General features: G+C 40.9%; 16 protein-coding genes. 15 read left to right on the forward strand and 1 reads right to left on the reverse strand.

Annotated features, from left to right (window positions below; translation table 11 throughout):
- Positions 1-34: 34 nt before the first annotated feature.
- From aroA to GMD6S_RS01300, 9 genes are all read left to right on the forward strand, one after another.
- The gene (gene aroA, locus GMD6S_RS01260; RefSeq protein WP_008292502.1) at positions 35-1,318 is read left to right on the forward strand and encodes a 3-phosphoshikimate 1-carboxyvinyltransferase; all 1,284 of its coding nucleotides are present in this window, start codon (positions 35-37) and stop codon (positions 1,316-1,318) included.
- On the forward strand, positions 1,311-1,787 hold the full coding sequence (locus tag GMD6S_RS01265) for a shikimate kinase (protein WP_001151358.1): 477 nt from the start codon (positions 1,311-1,313) through the stop codon (positions 1,785-1,787). The genes aroA and GMD6S_RS01265 overlap by 8 nt, the downstream gene beginning before the upstream one ends.
- Positions 1,784-2,632, forward strand: a complete 849-nt coding sequence (pheA, locus tag GMD6S_RS01270) for a prephenate dehydratase (RefSeq protein WP_000686435.1) — start codon at positions 1,784-1,786, stop codon at positions 2,630-2,632. Before GMD6S_RS01265 ends, pheA begins: the two co-directional genes overlap by 4 nt.
- A complete protein-coding gene (locus tag GMD6S_RS01275; RefSeq protein ID WP_000032324.1) occupies positions 2,629-3,924 on the forward strand; it encodes an LCP family protein in 1,296 nt (431 codons plus the stop codon). The genes pheA and GMD6S_RS01275 overlap by 4 nt, the downstream gene beginning before the upstream one ends.
- 143 nt (positions 3,925-4,067) lie before the next feature.
- Positions 4,068-4,904: a LicD family protein gene (locus GMD6S_RS01280; protein WP_001281444.1), complete on the forward strand. Its 837-nt coding sequence runs from the start codon at positions 4,068-4,070 to the stop codon at positions 4,902-4,904.
- Positions 4,901-5,869 (forward strand): glycosyltransferase family 2 protein, encoded by a 969-nt coding sequence (locus GMD6S_RS01285; protein WP_000971798.1) that lies wholly within the window; start codon positions 4,901-4,903, stop codon positions 5,867-5,869. The genes GMD6S_RS01280 and GMD6S_RS01285 overlap by 4 nt, the downstream gene beginning before the upstream one ends.
- Before the next feature lie 21 nt (positions 5,870-5,890).
- Entirely contained in the window at positions 5,891-8,050 is a 2,160-nt protein-coding gene (locus GMD6S_RS01290; RefSeq protein ID WP_001011688.1) for a LicD family protein, read from the forward strand.
- Positions 8,051-8,107: 57 nt separating this feature from the next.
- Positions 8,108-8,920: a LicD family protein gene (locus GMD6S_RS01295; RefSeq protein ID WP_008292505.1), complete on the forward strand. Its 813-nt coding sequence runs from the start codon at positions 8,108-8,110 to the stop codon at positions 8,918-8,920.
- Positions 8,921-8,963: 43 nt separating this feature from the next.
- Positions 8,964-11,492, forward strand: a complete 2,529-nt coding sequence (locus tag GMD6S_RS01300) for an MBL fold metallo-hydrolase (RefSeq protein ID WP_000792505.1) — start codon at positions 8,964-8,966, stop codon at positions 11,490-11,492.
- A 46-nt stretch (positions 11,493-11,538) separates the two neighbouring features.
- Here the strand turns inward: GMD6S_RS01300 and GMD6S_RS01305 are convergent, their stop codons facing one another.
- On the reverse strand, positions 11,539-13,017 hold the full coding sequence (locus GMD6S_RS01305) for an oligosaccharide flippase family protein (protein WP_000789711.1): 1,479 nt from the start codon (positions 13,015-13,017) through the stop codon (positions 11,539-11,541).
- A gap of 122 nt (positions 13,018-13,139) precedes the next feature.
- Between GMD6S_RS01305 and mecA the strand changes: the two genes are divergently transcribed.
- The 6 genes from mecA (at position 13,140) to GMD6S_RS01340 (ending at position 20,918) form a co-directional block, all read left to right on the forward strand.
- Positions 13,140-13,880 (forward strand): adaptor protein MecA, encoded by a 741-nt coding sequence (mecA, locus tag GMD6S_RS01310; RefSeq protein ID WP_000782699.1) that lies wholly within the window; start codon positions 13,140-13,142, stop codon positions 13,878-13,880.
- Between the two features lie 147 nt (positions 13,881-14,027).
- Positions 14,028-15,314, forward strand: a complete 1,287-nt coding sequence (locus tag GMD6S_RS01315) for a homoserine dehydrogenase (RefSeq protein WP_000216361.1) — start codon at positions 14,028-14,030, stop codon at positions 15,312-15,314.
- 1 nt (position 15,315) lies between these two features.
- The gene (thrB, locus tag GMD6S_RS01320; RefSeq protein WP_000692419.1) at positions 15,316-16,185 is read left to right on the forward strand and encodes a homoserine kinase; all 870 of its coding nucleotides are present in this window, start codon (positions 15,316-15,318) and stop codon (positions 16,183-16,185) included.
- A gap of 260 nt (positions 16,186-16,445) precedes the next feature.
- Positions 16,446-17,384: a peptide-methionine (R)-S-oxide reductase MsrB gene (gene msrB / locus GMD6S_RS01330; protein WP_000818177.1), complete on the forward strand. Its 939-nt coding sequence runs from the start codon at positions 16,446-16,448 to the stop codon at positions 17,382-17,384.
- Positions 17,385-17,443: 59 nt separating this feature from the next.
- Positions 17,444-19,168: an ABC transporter ATP-binding protein gene (locus tag GMD6S_RS01335; RefSeq protein ID WP_000681722.1), complete on the forward strand. Its 1,725-nt coding sequence runs from the start codon at positions 17,444-17,446 to the stop codon at positions 19,166-19,168.
- Position 19,169: 1 nt separating this feature from the next.
- Positions 19,170-20,918 carry an ABC transporter ATP-binding protein gene (locus tag GMD6S_RS01340; RefSeq protein ID WP_000828807.1) on the forward strand — a complete coding sequence of 583 codons (1,749 nt, stop codon included), beginning with the start codon at positions 19,170-19,172 and terminating at the stop codon, positions 20,916-20,918.
- The last annotated feature ends 88 nt before the right edge of the window (positions 20,919-21,006 follow it).

The following is a 21,006-nucleotide window of genomic DNA, read 5'->3' on the forward strand; positions in this document are numbered from 1 at the left end:
AATAAGAAAAAGTATTGCAAGTATGAGGTCAACTATGAAACTAAAAACAAACATTCGCCACTTACATGGCAGTATCCGGGTTCCAGGTGACAAGTCTATCAGTCACCGTTCGATTATTTTTGGAAGTTTGGCTGAGGGAGAAACCAAGGTATATGATATTCTGCGTGGAGAGGATGTGCTCTCAACCATGCAGGTTTTTCGTGACCTTGGTGTTGAAATTGAGGATAAAGATGGGGTTATTACTATTCAAGGTGTTGGCATGGATGGCTTAAAAGCGCCACAAAATGCCTTGGATATGGGAAATTCTGGCACCTCGATTCGCCTGATCTCAGGTGTACTTGCTGGTGCAGACTTCGAAGTAGAGATGTTTGGAGATGATAGTCTTTCTAAACGTCCTATGGATCGCGTGACGATTCCACTGAAAAAAATGGGCGTTAGCATTTCAGGGCAAACCGAGCGAGACCTGCCCCCTCTTCACCTAAAAGGGACGAAAAACCTTACACCTATTGACTATGAATTGCCAATCGCCTCTGCTCAAGTCAAGTCTGCCTTGATGTTTGCGGCTTTGCAGGCTCAGGGGGAGTCCGTTATTATCGAGAAAGAATGTACTCGTAACCACACCGAAGATATGCTGCAGCAATTTGGTGGTCAATTAAGTGTGGACGGAAAGAAAATCACAGTCCAAGGGCCGCAAAAACTGATCGGACAAAAGGTAGTTGTTCCAGGAGATATTTCCAGTGCAGCCTTTTGGTTGGTCGCAGGTTTGATTGTTCCAAACTCTCGTGTGGTGCTGCAGAATGTGGGCATCAACGAAACGCGTACTGGTATTATTGATGTCATTCGTGCCATGGGTGGAAAACTAGAAATAACTGATATCGATCCAGTCGCAAAATCTGCAACCCTAACTGTCGAGTCCTCTGACTTGAAAGGAACAGAGATTGGTGGAGCCTTGATTCCCCGCTTGATTGATGAATTGCCTATTATTGCCCTTCTAGCGACACAAGCGCAAGGTGTAACGATCATTAAGGATGCTGAGGAACTCAAGGTCAAGGAAACAGACCGCATTCAGGTGGTGGCAGATGCCTTAAATAGCATGGGAGCGGACATCACTCCTACAGCAGACGGGATGATTATCAAAGGGAAATCAAGACTTCATGGCGCTAGAGTCAATACGTTTGGTGACCATCGAATTGGAATGATGACAGCCATCGCAGCCCTCTTGGTTGCGGATGGAGAAGTGGAACTTGATCGTGCTGAAACCATCAATACCAGCTATCCTAGCTTCTTTGATGATTTGGAGAGCTTGATTCATGGCTAAGGTATTACTCGGATTTATGGGGGCTGGCAAGTCGACAATCGCTAGAGGCTTGGACCCAGACTATATCGATATGGATGCCTTAATCGAGGAACGCTTGGGCATGTCTATTGCGGATTTCTTCGCTGAAAAAGGAGAAGTGGCCTTTCGTCAAGTCGAGTCAGAAGTCCTAGCTGACTTACTAAAAACGGACCGAGTTGTGTCAACTGGCGGAGGGGTTGTCATTTCTCGAAGAAATCGTGACTTGCTCAAAACCAATCCTGATAACATCTACCTAAAAGCAGATTTTGAAACCCTCTACCAACGTATCGTAGGTGATAAAGACAATCAGCGCCCGCTCTTTCTTAACAAAAGTAAGGAAGAATTGGCAACTATTTTCCAAGAAAGACAAGCTTGGTATGAGGAAGTAGCCAGTCGGGTTTTGGATGTGACCAAGTTAAGCCCAGAGGAAATTATAGAGGAACTGAGATGAAAATTGCCTATCTAGGTCCCAAGGGATCTTTTTCGCATCATGTTGTGCAGACAGCCTTTCCCAAAGAGCAATTGCAGGCTTTTGCCAATATCACTGATGTCATCAAGGCCTATGAACAGGGCTTGGTGGACTATTCTGTGGTGCCAGTTGAAAATTCTATTGAGGGTAGCGTTCATGAAAGTTTGGATTATCTTTTTCATCAGGCTCGCATCCAAGCAGTTGCAGAAATCGTTCAGCCCATTCACCAGCAGTTGATGGTGGTTCCAGGTCAGTCAAAAATTGAGAAAATTTTTTCTCATCCTCAGGCTCTGGCTCAAGGAAAGAAATTCATCGACAAACACTATCCAGAGGCTAAAATCGAGGTAACCGCCAGTACCGCCTATGCGGCCCGCTTTATTTCGGAACATCCAGATCAGCCTTATGCAGCCATTGCTCCTAGAAGTTCAGCTGAAGAATATGGCTTGGAATTGATTGCAGAGGATATTCAGGAAATGGAAGCCAATTTCACACGTTTTTGGGTGTTAGGGGCAGAGATACCGAAGATTCCTTTGAACTCACAAGCTGAAAAAATGAGTTTGGCCTTGACCTTACCAGACAACCTACCTGGTGCTCTTTACAAGGCACTTTCGACCTTTGCTTGGAGAGGGATTGACTTAACAAAGATTGAAAGTCGCCCCCTTAAAACAGCCTTGGGAGAATACTTTTTCATTATCGATGTAGACTATAGTGACAAAGAACTGGTTCATTTTGCAAGACAAGAACTAGAAGCTATTGGAATCCAGCACAAGATCCTGGGAACCTACCCGATTTTTACCATAACTGATATAGAAAAGGAGAGTCAATGAGCAAAGAAAATCCTTTAAGTCATCACGAGCAGTTACGTTATGACTATCTCTTCAAAAATATTCATTACCTCAACGACCGTGAACGGAGGGAGTTTGATTATCTGCAACAGAAAATGGCAGGTCCCAAGTCGGAAGTTCACCATTTCTACCAAGAAGAAAAAGAAGAATCTTGGGGTAGAGATATTGATCTTCCGACTTATGGCAGTAGAAGTCGATCTAAGAAACGTGAAAAGGTAACTCCTCAACCTAAAGTCAAAAAGAAAAAAAGAAGAATTCGCTTCAAACGAATACTGACTTGGTTCCTGCTGTTGATTACTTGTGTGCTTGCAGGGATGATTTTCATGTTTCTTCGAGGGTTCCAGTCAGCAGCCAATCCAACAAATAAACCAGCTTACGCCAAGGCAGCTCAAGTAGAGGTCTTTAACGGTCAGGATACCAAAGATGGTGTGAATATCCTAGTCATGGGGACAGATGGCCGTATCGGTCAAAATAGTGCGGAAACCCGTACTGACACGATCATGGTACTGAATGTCAGTGGATCGGATAAGAAGATTAAACTAGTCAGCTTTATGCGTGACAATTTAGTTTATATCGACGGGTATAGTAAGATTGTAAATGGCCAGAAACAGACGGATAACAAACTAAATGTTGCTTATGAACTTGGGGAACAAGAAGGGCAAAAAGGTGCTGAAATGGTCCGCAAGGTTCTAAAAGATAACTTTGATTTGGATATTAAGTACTATGCCCTGGTCGACTTCCAGGCCTTTGCAACAGCTATTGATACCCTCTTCCCTGACGGAGTAACGATTGATGCCCAATTCTCAACATTGAATGGTCAACCTTTAACAGAAGCGACAGTTGGAGATGACCTTCATGCAACAGAGACAGAGTCCCCAACTCAAACCATTAAAGTTGGAAAACAGCAGATGAATGGCTCCACCTTGCTGAACTATGCTCGCTTCCGTGATGATGATGAGGGAGACTATGGCCGTACCAAACGTCAGCAACAAGTCATGTCAGCAGTTCTTGAGCAAATCAAAGATCCAACCAAGCTCTTTACGGGATCAGAGGCACTTGGAAAAGTCTTTGCGATGACTTCGACCAATTTACCGTATAGCTTCTTGTTGACCAATGGTTTATCTGTCATTGAAGGCGCTCAGAATGGTATCGAAAGATTAACTGTTCCCGAACTTGGTGACTGGGTAGATGCTTATGATATCTATGGTGGACAAGGACTTCTAGTTGATCAAAATAAATACCAGACCAAACTCGCCCAAATGGGAATGAGATAGAATACTATAAAAAAATCAAAGTTTGAATTACTAGTGAAAAAGTGGTTTAGGCTTTGATTTTTCTTAGTATCTGATGGATTTTTAGGGCTTTTTTATGGTATAATAAAACGATATAACTCGTTATTGGACAGAAGAGGAGAGACATGAGTGATTTGAAAGCGATTCAGGCTCGTAGTCTGGAAATGGCTGAATATTTCGTCGCATTTTGTAAAGAACATGATTTGTTGTGCTATCTCTGTGGTGGAGGAGCCATTGGCGCCCTTCGTAATAAGGGCTTCATTCCTTGGGATGATGATCTAGACTTTTTCATGCCACGTAAGGACTATGAAAAATTAGCAGAACTGTGGCCACGTTATGCAGACGAGCGTTATTTCTTGTCAAAGAGTAACAAAGATTTTGTAGACCGTAACCTTTTTATTACCATTCGTGACAAGGAAACTACTTGTATCAAGCCTTATCAAAAGGATTTGGATTTGCCACACGGTTTGGCCTTGGACGTTTTACCATTGGATTATTATCCTAAAAATCCAGCTGAGCGTAAGAAACAGGTTCGTTGGGCCCTGATTTATTCACTCTTTTGTGCGCAAACTATCCCAGAAAAGCATGGTGCGGTCATGAAATGGGGAAGTCGCATCTTACTCGGCCTGACTCCAAAATCTCTACGTTATCGCATTTGGAAAAAAGCTGAAAAAGAAATGACCAAGTATGGTCTGGCTGAGAGCGATGGAATTACGGAATTATGCTCAGGTCCCGGCTACATGCGAAACAAATACCCAATCGCATCCTTTGAGGACAATCTTTTCTTGCCATTTGAAGGAACTGAGATGCCCATCCCAGTCGGCTATGATGCCTATCTCAGCACTGCTTTTGGGGACTATATGACACCGCCACCAGCAGACAAGCAAGTACCGCATCATGATGCTATTATAGCAGACATGGACAAGAGCTACACAGAGTACAAGGGAGAATATGGAGCATGATGGGAGAAAAAATAAGCGTTATCGTTCCGGTCTACAATGTAGAAGCCTATCTGGAGCGATGTGTGGAGTCGATTCTTCAACAGACTTATGCCCATTTTGAGTTAATCCTAATCAACGATGGTTCTACTGATTCTAGTGGACAGATCTGTGATCACTTAGCATCTCAGTATGAGAATATCAAGGTTTATCATATCGAAAATTCTGGTGTTTCAAATGCTAGAAATATGGGAATTCAGCTAGCGACGGGTTCTTGGGTTACCTTTATTGATAGCGATGATTTCGTTACCCAGGATTACCTAGCTACTTTAGCAAGTGCAGTTGAAGGGGTGAATGTAGGCTTTGCAATTGCTCCTCTGCACCATATCAAAAACGGCATTGTAACTGATATACCTTCACATTCTGGAAAAACAGAACTCTGGTCAACAGAAGAAACCATGAAGGAACTACTGATGACTACCAGAACGTCATTTTTTCCAGTTGCAAAACTGTTTAAGAGAGACCTGCTTGCGGATGAAAAGTTTAATACAAATTATCACCTAGCTGAAGATGCCTTATTTTTAACTGAATTGCTACTAAAGACAAGATGTAGTTGCGTCTTTATTGACAAACCTGTTTATTATTATGATCATCGTGAGGGAAGTGCAACAACATCTGTTAATCGATATGTATTTGACACAATAGAAGTTTATCAGCAAATAATTGCTCAAGTTTCACAAGCCTTTCCTAATTTGAAATACGAATTAATAAACAGAGAATGTTGGTCGTACATCACAGTTTACGATAAAATTATCTTTACTTCACGTGAAGAGTATCAAAAGGAGAAAGCCGAGCTGAGGAATTGGATTGTTCAGCATCGACGCGAAATATGGAAGGATGCTTATTTCACTACTTTTCGCAAGGTAGCGATCCTTTCACTTGTCATTTCTCCATGGCTATATAAGAAAATTGTTGGATTAAAAAACTAATATCATGAGAAGGAGTTGAAAATGAATTTTTCAAAAATGGATGAATACTTTGAAAAATCAAAACTATGGATTGCGTATCTATTTGTTTTTATTTCGATTTTAAGTATGAGTTCACTGGTTTATAAGATAGCAAATCCCCTCTACAAGGGATTATCAGCGATTGTGGTGCTTTATATTTGCTATACCTTATTGTTTAAGTGGAAAGAAATCACAGTAGATCGCAAATTTCTATCCTTATTTGGACTCTTAGCTGGAAGTCATCTGCTATCAGCTATTTTCAATCGCTCTGGACATTTGATTGGAAATGTGATTGAAATCCTCTTCATGGTAACCTATGTTTTATTATTTACCATGTTACAATCAGGGCAACTTAAAAAATTAGTTGACTGGATTGCTTATACGGTTCAAATTGTATCTTTTTCTTCAGCAATTTTTGCGTTTGGTTTATTGGTAAGTAGAGTCCTTATCCTATTTAAGATTGGCGAACAATCTTATTACTATGGTGTCATGAATGGCCGTCTGTGGGGGATTGTCAATCCAAATGCTAGTGCGATATTTTCATACATTAGCATTATTTTGGCCATGTATTTGATCCATAAAGGAAGTAAATATTCTGTTTATCTTAAACTGAACAATGTGATTCAATTAGTTTACTTCGCTACGATGCAAAGTCGAGGAGCCTTACTTTCTTTACTTCTCATGATTGGACTCTATAGTTTCTTTGCTACTAGAGGAAGTATCGTTAAACGATTCCTCACTTTTATAGTTGTTGGTTTGCTGATTACTGCAACTAATATTGGATTAAGCTATATAACTTCAATCTATATCTCATCTGAAACTGCGACTGTCTTAGATTTAAACAATGGACAATCCTATGCTGAGACAGATTCGTCTGTTACTAAGAAGAACGGTGAGCTCCATCTGATTGAAACAACACCAAGTGGTAGAACCTATATCTGGAAAAATGCCATCAAGATGGGAAGTGCCAAACCAATTTTTGGTTATGGTGTACGAAATGTTCCAGATTACTACACAGAATATTTCAGTAAATTTGAGATTCAAAACTCCCTTATCGGTGGGAATTTCCATAACATTTTTGTGACCATATTTGTCAGTTCGGGAGTTCTAGGTTTGGTATCCTTCCTTCTTGTACTGGCTTATGTCATCAAGCGCTTTTTAACGTATTTGATTGTTTCCAAGAAACATACTGATAAATTGATCATGATCCTTTTCTTTGGTATCTTGTTTGGTCAATTATTTGAAAGTCAGATTATGTATTCAACCAACTTTATTAATATCATCTTCTGGCTAGCGATTGGCTATGGACTCGTAGTCTGCAAACGGGATGAAGGAGTTCGGTACCAAGAAGTAACAGATGTCAATGAAATTCAACAGATGGAACTTGGAATCATGGAGTATATTCATGAAGTTTGTCAGAAAATTGGAGTCAAGTATTTCTTAGCATATGGAAGTCTAATTGGTGCTGTTCGCCATCAAGGATTTATCCCTTGGGATGATGACATGGATATCTGCATGTTACGAGAAGATTATGAAAAATTGCAAGACTACCTTATCGCTAACCCTGATGAACGTTACGAGGTCATGTCTTATAAAAATAATCTCAACTATGTCTATCCCTTCATGAAAGTGCAGGATAACCATACTTACTTGCTAGAAGAAGATGTTCGCATCGATTCGAATATGGGAATCTATGTAGATATTTTCCCTGTAGATGGCTACGAGGATGACGTAGAATTTAAAAACAAGATGACGAAACTGATAAAGAAACGTCAATTGAGTTGCTACACCTTTAAAGGCATTACCAATACGAAAAGTGTACTGAATTCGCTGCTACGCTATGTGTCAGTTATTATTTTCTATTTCACCAATACGAACAAATACGTTGCCCAGATTGAAGAGCTTGCAAAATCCCGTAAAGTCTCAGATTATGAGCAAGTGGATTATCTTATCTACAAGGATATGAACAAACCAGTGTGGAGACGTGAATGGCTGGAACAAGTTACTACTGGAATATTTGAAGGTAAGGAATTTACCATTCCGAAAAATTATCATGAAATTTTGACCTCAGACTACGGAGACTATATGCAATTGCCACCGGTTGAACAAAGAGTATCTCATCATGATTTTAAATTATGGAAGATTGTTAAAAGGTCTAAATGACGGGATTGGGATTAAGAAACGTTTAAAAATATAGTCAAATTTAGGAGAAAAGAACCTATGTCTGAAAGAACTTTAACTCTTGAAGAAATAAAGCAAGTAGAATTGGATATTTTAAAGTATCTACATGATCTTTGTGAACAACATCAAATCAAATACTTTATTGATTTTGGAACCTTACTAGGAGCTGTACGCCATAAAGGATTTATCCCTTGGGATGATGATACAGATATTTCCTTGGCGCGTGATGAATTTGAAAAACTGTACAAGGTTTTACAAAATGAAAATCATCCCTACTACAAATTGATTTCATTCAGAGAAACAAAGGGATATCCATACAGTTATATGAGAGTCTATGATGTAAGGACTCGTCGAGATGCTAACCTCGTAGACCCAACGGTCGTATTGGGAACTTGCGTTGACATTTTTCCATATGATGGTGTCGTCACAGAGGAAAGTGACCGTAAAAAAATGAAGCTCTACAAATATTTCATTCGCCTTTCTTCTTTGAATTTTAAAGGGATCAAGTCTGAGAATGGTGGACTTAAAAACCTCCCTCGTTATATGGGATCAGCTATTTTCCGCTTAACTTCCCCACAGCTATGGAATCAAAAATTAGAGAGCCTTGCTTTGAAGTATAGTGTAGATCAAGCAACAGATCTTACTTGTACTATCTATGACCCTTATTATCCAAATGGTATAAAAAAAGAATGGCTCTATGATTTGATTGATATGCCTTATGAAAACATTGTGGTCAAGGTTCCGAGAAAATACCATGAAATACTTGTCTACGAATTTGGAGAAAACTATATGACTCCACCGCCTATTGAGCAACAAGTCCCAGGAGGGGATAAAAACTACTGGATTGATTAGATTAGTCAAAGTTGCTTATTGTTAAGATAAAGGAGTTTTCAAGGTGAAAAATAAATGGTTATTAAAATCAATTAGATATAGTGTTCTCGCATTCTTTCTATTATTGATTCAGTTATCGCAAGGAGTAGATGCAGATACCATCTCTGCAGGTTCGGGCAATCGTATCCATTTCATAAATACTAAAGCAAAATCTGGGAGTGACGCCATCCTTCTGGAAAGCAATGGTCACTATGCTTTGATTGATATGGGAGAAGACTATGATTTTCCTGATGGGAGTGACCCACGCTATCCAAGCCGCTGGGGAATTTCCATGAGAAATTATCAAGTATTGGAGGATCGATTGATTCGCCACTTGGATCAAATAGGTGTAAAAAAATTAGATTTTATTATAGGAACTCATGTTCATAGTGACCATATTGGTGGAGCGGACGAAATACTCAATCGATATCAGGTCGGTAAGTTTTATTTGAAAAAATATTCAGATGATCGGATCACTGCGAACTGGGGACTATGGGATAATCTTTTCAATTATGATAATGCTTTGAGAGCAGCTCAAAAACGAGGAGTTACTCTTATCCAGAATATTTCAGATGAGGATAGCCATCTAAAATTAGGTGATATGGATATCCAACTCTACAACTATAAGAATGAATATGATGCTGAAGGGAATCTGAAAAAAGTTCGAGATGATAACTCCAACTCCATTGTTTCAGTGGTGACTGTGGCAGGAAAGAGAATCTATCTTGGTGGAGATTTGGATAATGCCGAAGGAGCAGAAGATAAGTTAGGTCCAGTTATCGGCAAGGTTGATATGATGAAATGGAACCACCATTATGATGCGACAATTTCAAATACGATTAATTTCCTTGAAAACTTATCACCAAAAATGATTATTCAGACAACTGGTGGAGATATTAATGTTGCTTCAACCAGAGAATACCTTCAGAAGAAAAATATTCAGGTTCTTCATGCTGCTAGCCAAACTCAAGACGCTACCGTTTTTGATATTAGCGATAAAGGATTTGCTAATATTTCAAATACCTTCCCTGATATCCCTGTAGTTGACGAAAAATGGTATCAAGAAGATGGTTATTGGAAATATCGTTTGACTGACGGAGAAATGGCTATCGGCTGGAAAGAGATTGGCGGAGCCACATACTTCTTTAATGGAAAAGGACAAATGCAAGCAGGTCGCTGGCTTCACCTTAACGACGACTGGGGAGAAAATGCCAAAGGGAATGATTACTATCTGAACCAAAATGGTAAAATGCAAACTGGTGGTTGGTTCAAACTAGATGACTCTTGGTATTATATCCAATCAAATGGTGCTAGACGATTTAGCGAGCTCTCTGAAATTGGAGGGAAAAAGTATCTCTTTGCGGCAGATGGGAAGATGCTAACGGGACATCAAGTCTATAATGGCAAGAAGATGTTCTTTAGCGAAAGTGGTGCACTCCAAGCAGCAGGTAAGCCTTCAACTTGGCAAAAGATTGATTCAGATTGGTATTTCTATGATGAGGATGGGCTAAAGACTGTCGGTAAAAAGAATATCAATGGAAGCACGTACTACTTTAATCAAGAAGGTGTCATGCAAACTGGATGGGCCTTTGTTGATGGTCACTGGAACTATTTTGCAAGTTCTGGAGCTATGAAAACCGGCTGGGTCAAGGATCAGGAAACATGGTATTATCTGGATAAAGATGGCATCATGTTAACTGGTAGACAAGATATAAATGGTGTTCGTTACTATTTGAATGCTAGTGGTGCCATGCAGACTGGCTGGAAGTGGCAAGAAAATAGCTGGTACTTCTATACGAACTCAGGTGCTATGAAAACTGGTTGGTTGAAAGATAAAGAATCATGGTATTATTTGGATCCTGAAACAGGTATCATGGCTGTAGGATCTAAAGAGATTGACGGTAAGAACTATTTCTTCAGCTCTGCAGGTACTATGCAAGTTGGATGGCAGTGGTCAAATAATTCTTGGCATTACTACGCTACGTCTGGCGCACTCCAAACTGGTTGGTTGAAAGATGGTGATGCTTGGTATTATCTTGAAGGTAAGGAAGGCGTTATGTTAGTCGGCCTCCATCAAGTAGATGGTAAGCAATATTACTTTAGCAAATCTGGAGCTATGCAAACAAGCTGGAAATGGTTTGATAATCATTATCGTTACTTTGAATCAAATGGAGCTATGAAAACTGGCTGGATAAAATACAAAGGCGTCTGGTATTATCTAAATCCCGAAGATGGAATCATGTTGGTTGGCCTTCATAAAGTAAATGGTGATCATTATTACTTTGATGAATCAGGAGCTATGCAGACAGGTTGGAAACAGCTTGATGGTAATTGGTACTATTTCCAAGCTAATGGTTCTTTGTTGAAGAACGCAACAACACCTGATGGTTACAAAGTAAACGAAGAAGGTATCTGGAAACAGGCTGTTGCTGCTGTAAATAGCGAGGCAGTCAAGCCAGAACAGAAACAAGAAGCTAATTCCTCTATTGTTGAACAACCTAAACAAGATTCAAATCTAGAAGCCAACGCTTCTGAAAAGAAAGAAAACGAATAAAGAAAAAATCCCCTACTGGCAACTAATTTATCAGTAGGGGATTTTTTTAATTTCGTTTTAATTTAGCAAGTAAAAGGTTCAGTGCATAGTGGAGTGTTTTGTCTTTGGTAATAAAGAGGGTCAAGAGGTAATAGATACCACAAGTTGCCACGGTAGAAAGAACCATGAGAATCATATTAAAGTTTACTGTGTAGGAATTGATTTGGAAAATCATCTTGAAAATATAGAAGATTGGGATAAAACCAAGGGATATGAGGCTATAACGTGTTAAGGTTATAAAAATTTCTTTTAAACTAATCAGTTGGTGTTTCTTGATAAAATGAATTTCAAGTAAAACAACGATAGTTTCTGCGATAATGGTCGTAGCGATGTAATACTCAGGTGCAAAAATATTATTGAAATACAAGATGCTATTTAATAGTATATTGGCACCACCACCAAGGAAGTAGAAGGCAGTTAAGCGATTTTCATGGTCGTTGATAAAGATAATCTGTTTACCAAGAATCAACTCAATAGCCCAAATGATGGTACGAAAAGCGAAGACGCTAGTTACGATACCCGCTTCAAGATATTTTTCAGAAGAATAAATAACAGTTGCGTACCGTCCCAATATCATAATCCCGATACTAGTTGGAACCATAAGGAAATAGAATAGGGATGCCGCTTGATTCACGAGATAATTATAGGACTTGTAATCCTTTTTCCCGAGATAGTAGCCGAGGCGTGGAATACTGACGTTGATAGCTCCACTCAAGACACTGGCAATCAGCATGACGATACTATAGGCAATTGTATAGTAGGAAATATAGTTCTCATCCGGTCCCTTAGTGATAAACATTCTATCTAGCAGGGTATAAAGCATATTAGCGTTCGTTAAGAGAAGCATAGTAAAGAGTGGTTTAGAAGCTTTAGCTAATTCGACGAAACCGATCTTAACAAAAGAAACTTCTCTCTTAATCCAAAGAAAACTGAGCAGGTAGTTGAGGACAGTGGTCGCTGTCATAACGATAGCATAAGGAACGATATCATCTGCCGTTTTAACGAAGGCGAAGATAGCGACCAGCATGGTAATTCGAATAATTAATGTTTTATAGAGGATGAAGGCATAGTTTTCATAAGCTTCGTTCATCCATTCGATATTGAGAAATTGGAAGAGTGCTTGAGCCCCTAGGATGTAGTAGAGGACCTTCAGATTCTCAATGCTGGTGTCAAAGAAGATAATGAGGAAGTAGATACCTGTCGTCAGGAGAGAGGTAAAAACCGAGATATAAAACAACTTAGAAAAGACGTAGTTGATTTTATTCTTGTCATCCTTGACCTTACTGATAGCTCGAATCCCGTAGTTGTATATTCCAAAGGCAGCTAGTGGAATAACGAAACTTGCCCAGGTATTGGCTGTATTGAAATAACCGTAATTGGATTTGCTGAGAATCCGCGTCAGATAAGGATTGGTTATCAGTGGAAAAACGATATTGAGAATATTGACCAGCAAGCTGGCCAAGGCATTTACTTTTATATTTTTCATTGAACTTTCTTTCTTAAATCTAAAATCATATCTAGTATTATATCACATTCTCGCTTCATTCTTTTGATAAAATCGTAAAAATCTAGTATAATAGATAGACTGAAAGTATGAGGTTACTAGATATGAAGATGAAACAAATTAGTGATACAACACTAAAAATCACGATGACTTTAGATGATTTGATGGACCGAGGAATGGAGATTGCAGACTTTCTCGTTCCTCAGGAAAAAACTGAAGAGTTTTTCTATGCTATTTTAGATGAGTTAGAGATGCCAGACAATTTCTTGGATAGTGGCATGCTGAGTTTCCGCGTGACGCCAAAACCTGATAAGGTGGACGTCTTTGTGACCAAGTCCAAGATTGACCAGAATCTGGATTTTGAAGATTTGGCGGATCTACCAGATATGGAAGAATTAGCCCAAATGTCGCCAGATGAATTTCTCAAAACCTTGGAAAAGAGCATTGCAGATAAGACCAAGGACGATATTGAGGCCATCCAATCTCTAGAGCAGGTCGAGGCTAAGGAAGAGGAGCTGGAGCAAGCGAATAAGGAGACTGAGAATAAGAAAGAACCTTATATCTACTATATCCTGCGCTTTTCAAGCCTTGCTGACTTGGTTGCTTTTGCAAAGACGGTTAACTACCAGATGGAAACCTCTGAACTCTATAAGATGAATGGACACTATTATTTGACAATCTTAGTTGATGTAGAAAATCATCCAAGTCCATATCCAGCTTGGCTCTTGGCTCGTATGCGTGAGTTTGCAGATGACAGTGACATCAGTCGTTCCGTTTTGCAAGAGTATGGGCAAATCATGATCAATCACGATGCAGTTCTTAATCTGCAAAAGATTCGTTCATAATTTTTAAAATCAATTTTTATTTATCAAGAAAGACGAATCATGGGATTCGTTTTTTCTTTACTAGACTGAAATAGTGATTTACTATAATAGGAATTTTCACAAAATTCTGTTATAATGGCTATATCAGAAAATTTCTAGGAGACAAACATGACAGTTAAAATTGCTTTACTTGGATTTGGTACCGTTGCAAGTGGTGTGCCATTCCTCCTAAAGGAAAATGGAGAAAAAATCGTTCAGTCAGCTCATTCGGAGATTGAAGTAGCTAAGGTATTGGTCAAGGATGAAGATGAAAAGAACCGCTTGCTTGCAGCAGGAAATGACTTTAACTTTGTAACCAATGTAGACGATATTTTATCAGACAAGGACATTACTATTCTAGTGGAATTGATGGGGCGTATCGAACCAGCTAAAACCTTTATCACTCGTGCCTTGGAAGCTGGGAAACACGTTGTTACTGCCAACAAGGACCTTTTGGCTGTCCATGGTGCAGAATTGTTAGAAATTGCTAAAGAGCATAATGTAGCACTTTACTACGAAGCAGCAGTTGCTGGTGGTATTCCAATTCTTCGTACTTTGGCAAATTCGTTGGCTTCTGACAAAATTACGCGCGTTCTTGGCGTTGTTAATGGAACTTCCAACTTCATGATGACCAAGATGGTGGAAGAAGGCTGGTCTTACGATGATGCTCTGGCTGAAGCGCAAAGACTTGGATTTGCAGAAAGCGACCCTACAAATGACGTTGATGGGATTGATGCAGCCTACAAGATGGTGATTTTGAGCCAGTTTGCTTTTGGTATGAAGGTTGCCTTTGACGATGTAGCCCACAAGGGAATCCGTAACATCACACCAGAAGACGTAGCTGTAGCCCAAGACCTTGGCTATGTAGTGAAATTGGTTGGTTCTATCGAGGAAACTCCTTCAGGTATTGCTGCAGAAGTGACTCCAACTTTCCTTCCTAAAGCACATCCACTTGCCAGTGTGAATGGGGTAATGAACGCAGTCTTTGTGAAGTCTATAGGCATTGGTGAATCGATGTACTACGGACCAGGTGCGGGTCAAAAACCAACTGCGACAAGTGTTGTAGCAGATATTGTCCGTATCGTTCGTCGCTTGAATGATGGTACCATTGGTAAAGACTTCAACGAATACAGCCGTGATTTGGTCTTGGCAAATCCTGAAGATGTTAAAGCAAACTACTATTTCTCAATCTTGGCACCAGACTCAAAAGGTCAGGTCTTGAAATTGGCTGAGATTTTCAACGCTCAAGATATTTCCTTCAAGCAAATCCTCCAAGATGGCAAAGAGGGTGACAAAGCGCGTGTAGTGATTATCACTCATAAGATTAATAAAGCACAGCTTGAGAATGTTTCAGCTGAGTTGGCCAAAGCTTCAGAATTTGACCTCTTGAATACCTTCAAGGTGTTAGGAGAATAGGATGAAGATTATTGTACCTGCAACCAGTGCCAATATCGGGCCAGGTTTTGATTCGGTCGGTGTAGCTGTAACCAAGTATCTTCAAATTGAGGTCTGTGAAGAACGAGATGAGTGGTTGATTGAACACCAGATTGGCAAATGGATTCCCCATGACGAGCGTAATCTTTTGCTTAAGATTGCCTTGCAAATTGCGCCGGACTTGCAACCAAGACGCTTGAAAATGACCAGTGATGTTCCCTTGGCGCGTGGTTTGGGTTCTTCTAGCTCGGTTATCGTTGCTGGGATTGAACTAGCCAACCAATTAGGCAACCTCAACTTATCTAACCACGACAAATTGCAGTTGGCTACCAAGATTGAAGGACATCCTGACAATGTAGCTCCAGCAATTTACGGCAATCTCGTTATTGCAAGTTCTGTTGAAGGAAATGTTTCAGCGATTGTGGCTGACTTCCCAGAGTGTGATTTTCTAGCTTATATTCCCAACTATGAATTGCGTACCCGAGACAGCCGTGGTGTCCTTCCTAAGAAATTGTCCTACAAGGAAGCTGTTTCAGCTAGTTCGATCGCCAATGTGGCCGTTGCAGCCTTGTTAGCAGGAGATATGGTGACAGCTGGTCAAGCAATCGAGGGGGACCTCTTCCATGAGCGCTATCGTCAAAGTCTGGTCCGTGAATTTGCGACGATTAAGCAAGTAGCCAAAGAGAATGGTGCCTATGCGACCTACCTTTCTGGTGCCGGACCAACAGTGATGGTCTTGGCCTCTCATGACAAGATGCCGGCTATTAAGGCAGAATTGCAAAAGCAACCTTTCAAAGGCAAACTGCATGACTTGAAAGTTGATACGCAAGGTGTCCGTGTCGAAACAAAGTAAAGAAATAGAAGATAGGATGGGGAAAGTCTTGATTAAAGGGCTTCCTATCCTTTTTTTGAAAAGAAGTTTATACTCAATGAAAATCAAAGAGCAAACTAGGAAGCTAGCCGCAGGTTGCTCAAAACATGGTTTTGAGGTTATAGATGAAACTGACGAAGTTAGCTCAAAATACTGTTTTGAGGTTGCAGATGTAAGCTGACGTGCTTTGAAGAGATTTTCGAAGAGTATTAGTTTAAAAACTTGATAAAGGAGAAATAAAGATGGCAGAAATTTATCTAGCTGGTGGTTGTTTTTGGGGCCTAGAGGAGTATTTTTCCCGAATTGCTGGAGTGCTAGCAACCAGTGTCGGCTACGCTAATGGCCAAGTCGAAACGACCAATTACCAGTTGCTCAAGGAAACAGACCATGCAGAAACGGTTCAAGTAATTTATGATGAGAAAGCTGTGTCACTCAGAGAGATTTTGCTTTATTATTTCCGTGTTATTGATCCAGTGTCTATTAACCAGCAGGGGAATGACTGTGGTCGCCAATATCGAACGGGAATCTATTATCAGGATGAAGCAGACTTGCCAGCTATCTACACAGTGGTGCAGGAGCAGGAGCGCATGCTGGGTCGAAAGATTGCAGTAGAGGTGGAGAAACTTCGCCACTACATATTAGCAGAAGACTACCATCAAGACTATCTCAAGAAAAATCCTTCAGGTTATTGTCATATCGATGTGACCGATGCTGAGAAGCCATTGATTGACGCCTCAAACTATGAAAAGCCTAGTCAAGAGGTGTTAAAGGAAAGCTTAACTGAAGAGTCTTATCGTGTTACGCAAGAAGCTGCTACAGAGGCTCCATTTAGTAATGCTTATGACCAAACTTTTGAAGAGGGGATTTATGTAGACATCACGACAGGGGAGCCACTCTTTTTTGCTAAGGATAAGTTTGCCTCAGGTTGTGGTTGGCCAAGTTTTAGTCGTCCGATTTCTAAGGAGTTGATTCACTATTACAAGGACCTGAGCCATGGAATGGAGCGAATCGAGGTTCGTTCTCGCTCAGGCAATGCTCACTTGGGTCATGTTTTCACAGATGGACCTCAGGAGTTAGGTGGCCTCCGTTACTGTATTAATTCTGCTTCCTTACGCTTTATAGCCAAGGATGAGATGGAAAAAGCAGGATATGGCTATCTATTACCTTACTTAAACAAATAAAACTGAGAGGGTGGGGCTTCCCACTTTCTTCATTTCCAGAATAAGAATAGAAGGGATTTATGAAACACTTACTATCTTACTTCAAACCCTACATCAAAGAGTCGATTCTAGCACCCCTGTTCAAGCTGCTAGAAGCTGTTTTTGAACTCTTGGTTCCCATGGTGATTGCAGGGATTGTTGACCAGTCCTTGCCCCAGAGAGATCAAGGGCACCTTTGGATGCAGATTGGCCTGCTCCTTATCTTTGCAGTGATTGGCGTTTTAGTGGCCTTGGTAGCCCAGTTTTACTCAGCCAAGGCAGCGGTGGGTTTTGCCAAAGAACTGACAGACGACCTTTATCGTCATATTCTTTCCTTACCCAAGGACAGCAGAGATCGTTTGACAACTTCTAGCTTGGTGACTCGCTTGACTTCGGATACTTACCAGATTCAGACTGGTATCAATCAATTCCTGCGCCTCTTTTTGAGAGCGCCTATTATCGTTTTTGGAGCCATTTTTATGGCCTATCGCATCTCGGCTGAGCTGACTTTCTGGTTCTTAGTTATGGTTGTCATTTTGACGATTGTCATTGTCGGTCTCTCTCGACTGGTCAATCCTCTCTACAGCAGTCTCAGAAAGAAAACGGATCAGCTGGTTCAGGAAACGCGCCAGCAATTACAAGGCATGCGAGTTATTCGTGCTTTTGGTCAGGAAAAACGAGAGTTACAGATTTTTCAAACCCTTAACCAAGTTTATGCTAGATTGCAAGAAAAGACGGGTTTCTGGTCTAGTTTGTTAACACCTCTGACCTATCTGATTGTTAATGGAACTCTTCTCGTCATCATCTGGCAGGGCTATATTTCAATTCAAGGAGGTTTACTCAGTCAAGGTGCCCTCATTGCCCTCATCAACTATCTCTTGCAAATCTTGGTGGAATTGGTTAAGCTTGCCATGCTGATCAATTCCCTCAACCAGTCCTATATCTCAGCCAAGCGAATTGAGGAAGTTTTTACCGAAGCTCCAGAAGATATTTTTTCAGAATTAGAAGAAAAGCAAGCTACCGGTGATCGTGTTTTGCAAGTCAAAGAATTAACCTTTACCTATCCTGATGCGGCCCAGCCTTCTCTGAGAAACATTTCCTTTGATATGAATCAAGGGCAGATCCTTGGTATCATCGGGGGAACTGGTTCAGGTAAATCAAGCTTGGTGCAAGTCTTACTTGGTCTTTATCCAGCAGACAAGGGGAGCATTGACCTTTATCGAGATGGATGTAGTCCTCGTAATCTTGAGCAGTGGCGGTCTTGGATTGCCTATGTACCTCAAAAAGTCGAACTTTTTAAAGGAACTATTCGTTCCAACTTGACTCTAGGTTTCAATCGAGAAGTGTCTGACCAAGAACTTTGGCAGGCCTTGGAAATTGCGCAAGCTAAGGATTTTGTCAGTGAAAAGGAAGGACTTTTGGATGCCCTAGTTGAGGCAGGAGGACGAAATTTCTCAGGTGGACAAAAACAAAGGCTATCTATTGCCCGAGCAGTCTTGCGACAAGCTCCATTTCTCATCCTAGATGATGCGACCTCGGCCCTGGACACCATCACTGAGTCCAAGCTCTTGAAAGCTATCCGAGAGAATTTACCTAACACGAGCTTAATCTTGATTTCTCAACGAACGTCTACACTTCAGATGGCTGACCAGATTCTCCTCTTGGAAAAAGGTGAGTTACTAGCTGTTGGCAAGCACGAGGAATTAATGAAGACTAGCCAAGTCTATCGCGAAATCAATGCATCCCAACATGGAAAGGAGGACTAGCATGAAACGACAAACCGCAAACCAGACGCTCAAACGTTTGGCCATAGATTTAGCAAACCATCCTTTCCTCCTTTTCCTTGCCTTTCTAGGAACTATTGCCCAAGTTGCTTTATCGATCTACCTACCTATCTTGATTGGGCAGGTCATTGACCAGGTCCTCGTAACTGGTTCTTCACCAGTTTTTTGGCAGATTTTCATCCAGATGATCTTGGTGATCATAGGAAATACACTGGTACAATGGGCCAATCCTCTTCTTTATAATCGTCTAATCTTCTCTTATACCAGAGACTTGCGGGAGCGAATCATTCATAAGCTCCATCGGTTACCGATTGCTTTTGTGGATCGGCAGGGCAGTGGAGAGATGGTTAGTCGTGTGACCACAGACATAGAACAGCTGGCAGCCGGCTTAACCATGATTTTCAATCAATTTTTCATTGGTGTTTTGATGATTTTGGTTAGTATTCTAGCCATGCTCCAAATTCATCTCCTCATGGCCCTCTTGGTCTTGCTGTTGACGCCCCTGTCCATGGTGATTTCACGCTTTATTGCCAAGAGATCTTATCACCTCTTCCAGAAGCAAACGGAGACGAGAGGAATTCAGACTCAGTTGATTGAAGAGTCTCTTAGCCAGCAAACTATTATCCAGTCCTTCAATGCTCAAACAGAGTTTATCCAAAGACTGCATGTGGCTAATGCCAACTATGCAGGCTATTCTCAGTCAGCCATCTTTTATTCATCAACGGTTAATCCTTCAACTCGCTTTGTCAACGCACTCATTTATGCTCTTCTTGCTGGAGTAGGAGCTTATCGAATCATGATGGGGTCCACCTTGACCATCGGACGTTTAGTGACTTTTTTGAATTACGTCCAACAGTACACCAAGCCCTTTAATGATATTTCTTCTGTTTTAGCTGAGTTGCAAAGTGCTTTAGCTTGTGCAGAGCGTGTCTATGCTGTCTTAGAAAGTCCTGAGGTTGTTGAAACAGGTAAGGAAATCTTGACCAGTGACCAAGTTAAGGGAGCCATTTCCTTTAAGCATGTTTCTTTTGGATACAATCCTGAAAGGATCTTGATTAAGGATTTGTCTATCGATATCCCAGCTGGTAGCAAGGTAGCCATCGTTGGTCCGACAGGTGCTGGTAAGTCAACTCTTATCAATCTCCTCATGCGTTTTTATCCTATTAACTCGGGAGATATCTTGTTAGATGGGCAATCCATTTATGATTATACCCGAGCGTCATTGAGACAGCAGTTTGGGATGGTACTCCAAGAAACCTGGCTCAAGCAAGGGACCATTCATGACAATATTGCCTTTGGAAATCCTGATGCCAGTAGGGAGCAGGTGATTGCTGCCGCAAAAGCAGCCAACGCAGACTTTTTCATCCAACAGTTGCCACAGGGATACAATACCAAGTTGGAAAATGCAGGAGAATCTCTCTCTGTCGGTCAGGCTCAGCTTTTAACCATTGCCCGTGTCTTTCTAGCTATTCCCAAGATTCTCATCTTAGACGAGGCGACTTCCTCCATCGATACGCGGACAGAAGTGCTGGTACAGGATGCCTTTGCCAAACTCATGAAAGAGCGAACAAGCTTTATCATCGCCCACCGCCTGTCAACCATTCAGGATGCGGATCTGATTCTAGTCTTGGTGGATGGTGACATCGTGGAGCATGGTAACCATCAGGATCTCATGGCTAGAAAGGGCAAGTATTACCAAATGCAAAAGGCTGCGGCTTTTAGCTCTGAATAATCCTTTCTATTTTGAAATCTTATGGATAAAAAGAGTTGCCTTCGGGTGACTTTTTTGTTACAATAGCTAGAAAAAATTAGGGTCTTAG

It is taken from the genome of Streptococcus sp. GMD6S (genome assembly GCF_000297015.1).

Coding starts and splice junctions, on each gene's coding strand:
- aroA (WP_008292502.1), top strand. CDS start 35: ATGAAACTAAAAACAAACATTCGCCACTTACATGGCAGTATCCGGGTT.
- GMD6S_RS01265 (WP_001151358.1), top strand. CDS start 1,311: ATGGCTAAGGTATTACTCGGATTTATGGGGGCTGGCAAGTCGACAATC.
- pheA (WP_000686435.1), top strand. CDS start 1,784: ATGAAAATTGCCTATCTAGGTCCCAAGGGATCTTTTTCGCATCATGTT.
- GMD6S_RS01275 (WP_000032324.1), top strand. CDS start 2,629: ATGAGCAAAGAAAATCCTTTAAGTCATCACGAGCAGTTACGTTATGAC.
- GMD6S_RS01280 (WP_001281444.1), top strand. CDS start 4,068: ATGAGTGATTTGAAAGCGATTCAGGCTCGTAGTCTGGAAATGGCTGAA.
- GMD6S_RS01285 (WP_000971798.1), top strand. CDS start 4,901: ATGATGGGAGAAAAAATAAGCGTTATCGTTCCGGTCTACAATGTAGAA.
- GMD6S_RS01290 (WP_001011688.1), top strand. CDS start 5,891: ATGAATTTTTCAAAAATGGATGAATACTTTGAAAAATCAAAACTATGG.
- GMD6S_RS01295 (WP_008292505.1), top strand. CDS start 8,108: ATGTCTGAAAGAACTTTAACTCTTGAAGAAATAAAGCAAGTAGAATTG.
- GMD6S_RS01305 (WP_000789711.1), bottom strand. CDS start 13,017: ATGAAAAATATAAAAGTAAATGCCTTGGCCAGCTTGCTGGTCAATATT.
- mecA (WP_000782699.1), top strand. CDS start 13,140: ATGAAGATGAAACAAATTAGTGATACAACACTAAAAATCACGATGACT.
- GMD6S_RS01315 (WP_000216361.1), top strand. CDS start 14,028: ATGACAGTTAAAATTGCTTTACTTGGATTTGGTACCGTTGCAAGTGGT.
- thrB (WP_000692419.1), top strand. CDS start 15,316: ATGAAGATTATTGTACCTGCAACCAGTGCCAATATCGGGCCAGGTTTT.
- msrB (WP_000818177.1), top strand. CDS start 16,446: ATGGCAGAAATTTATCTAGCTGGTGGTTGTTTTTGGGGCCTAGAGGAG.
- GMD6S_RS01335 (WP_000681722.1), top strand. CDS start 17,444: ATGAAACACTTACTATCTTACTTCAAACCCTACATCAAAGAGTCGATT.
- GMD6S_RS01340 (WP_000828807.1), top strand. CDS start 19,170: ATGAAACGACAAACCGCAAACCAGACGCTCAAACGTTTGGCCATAGAT.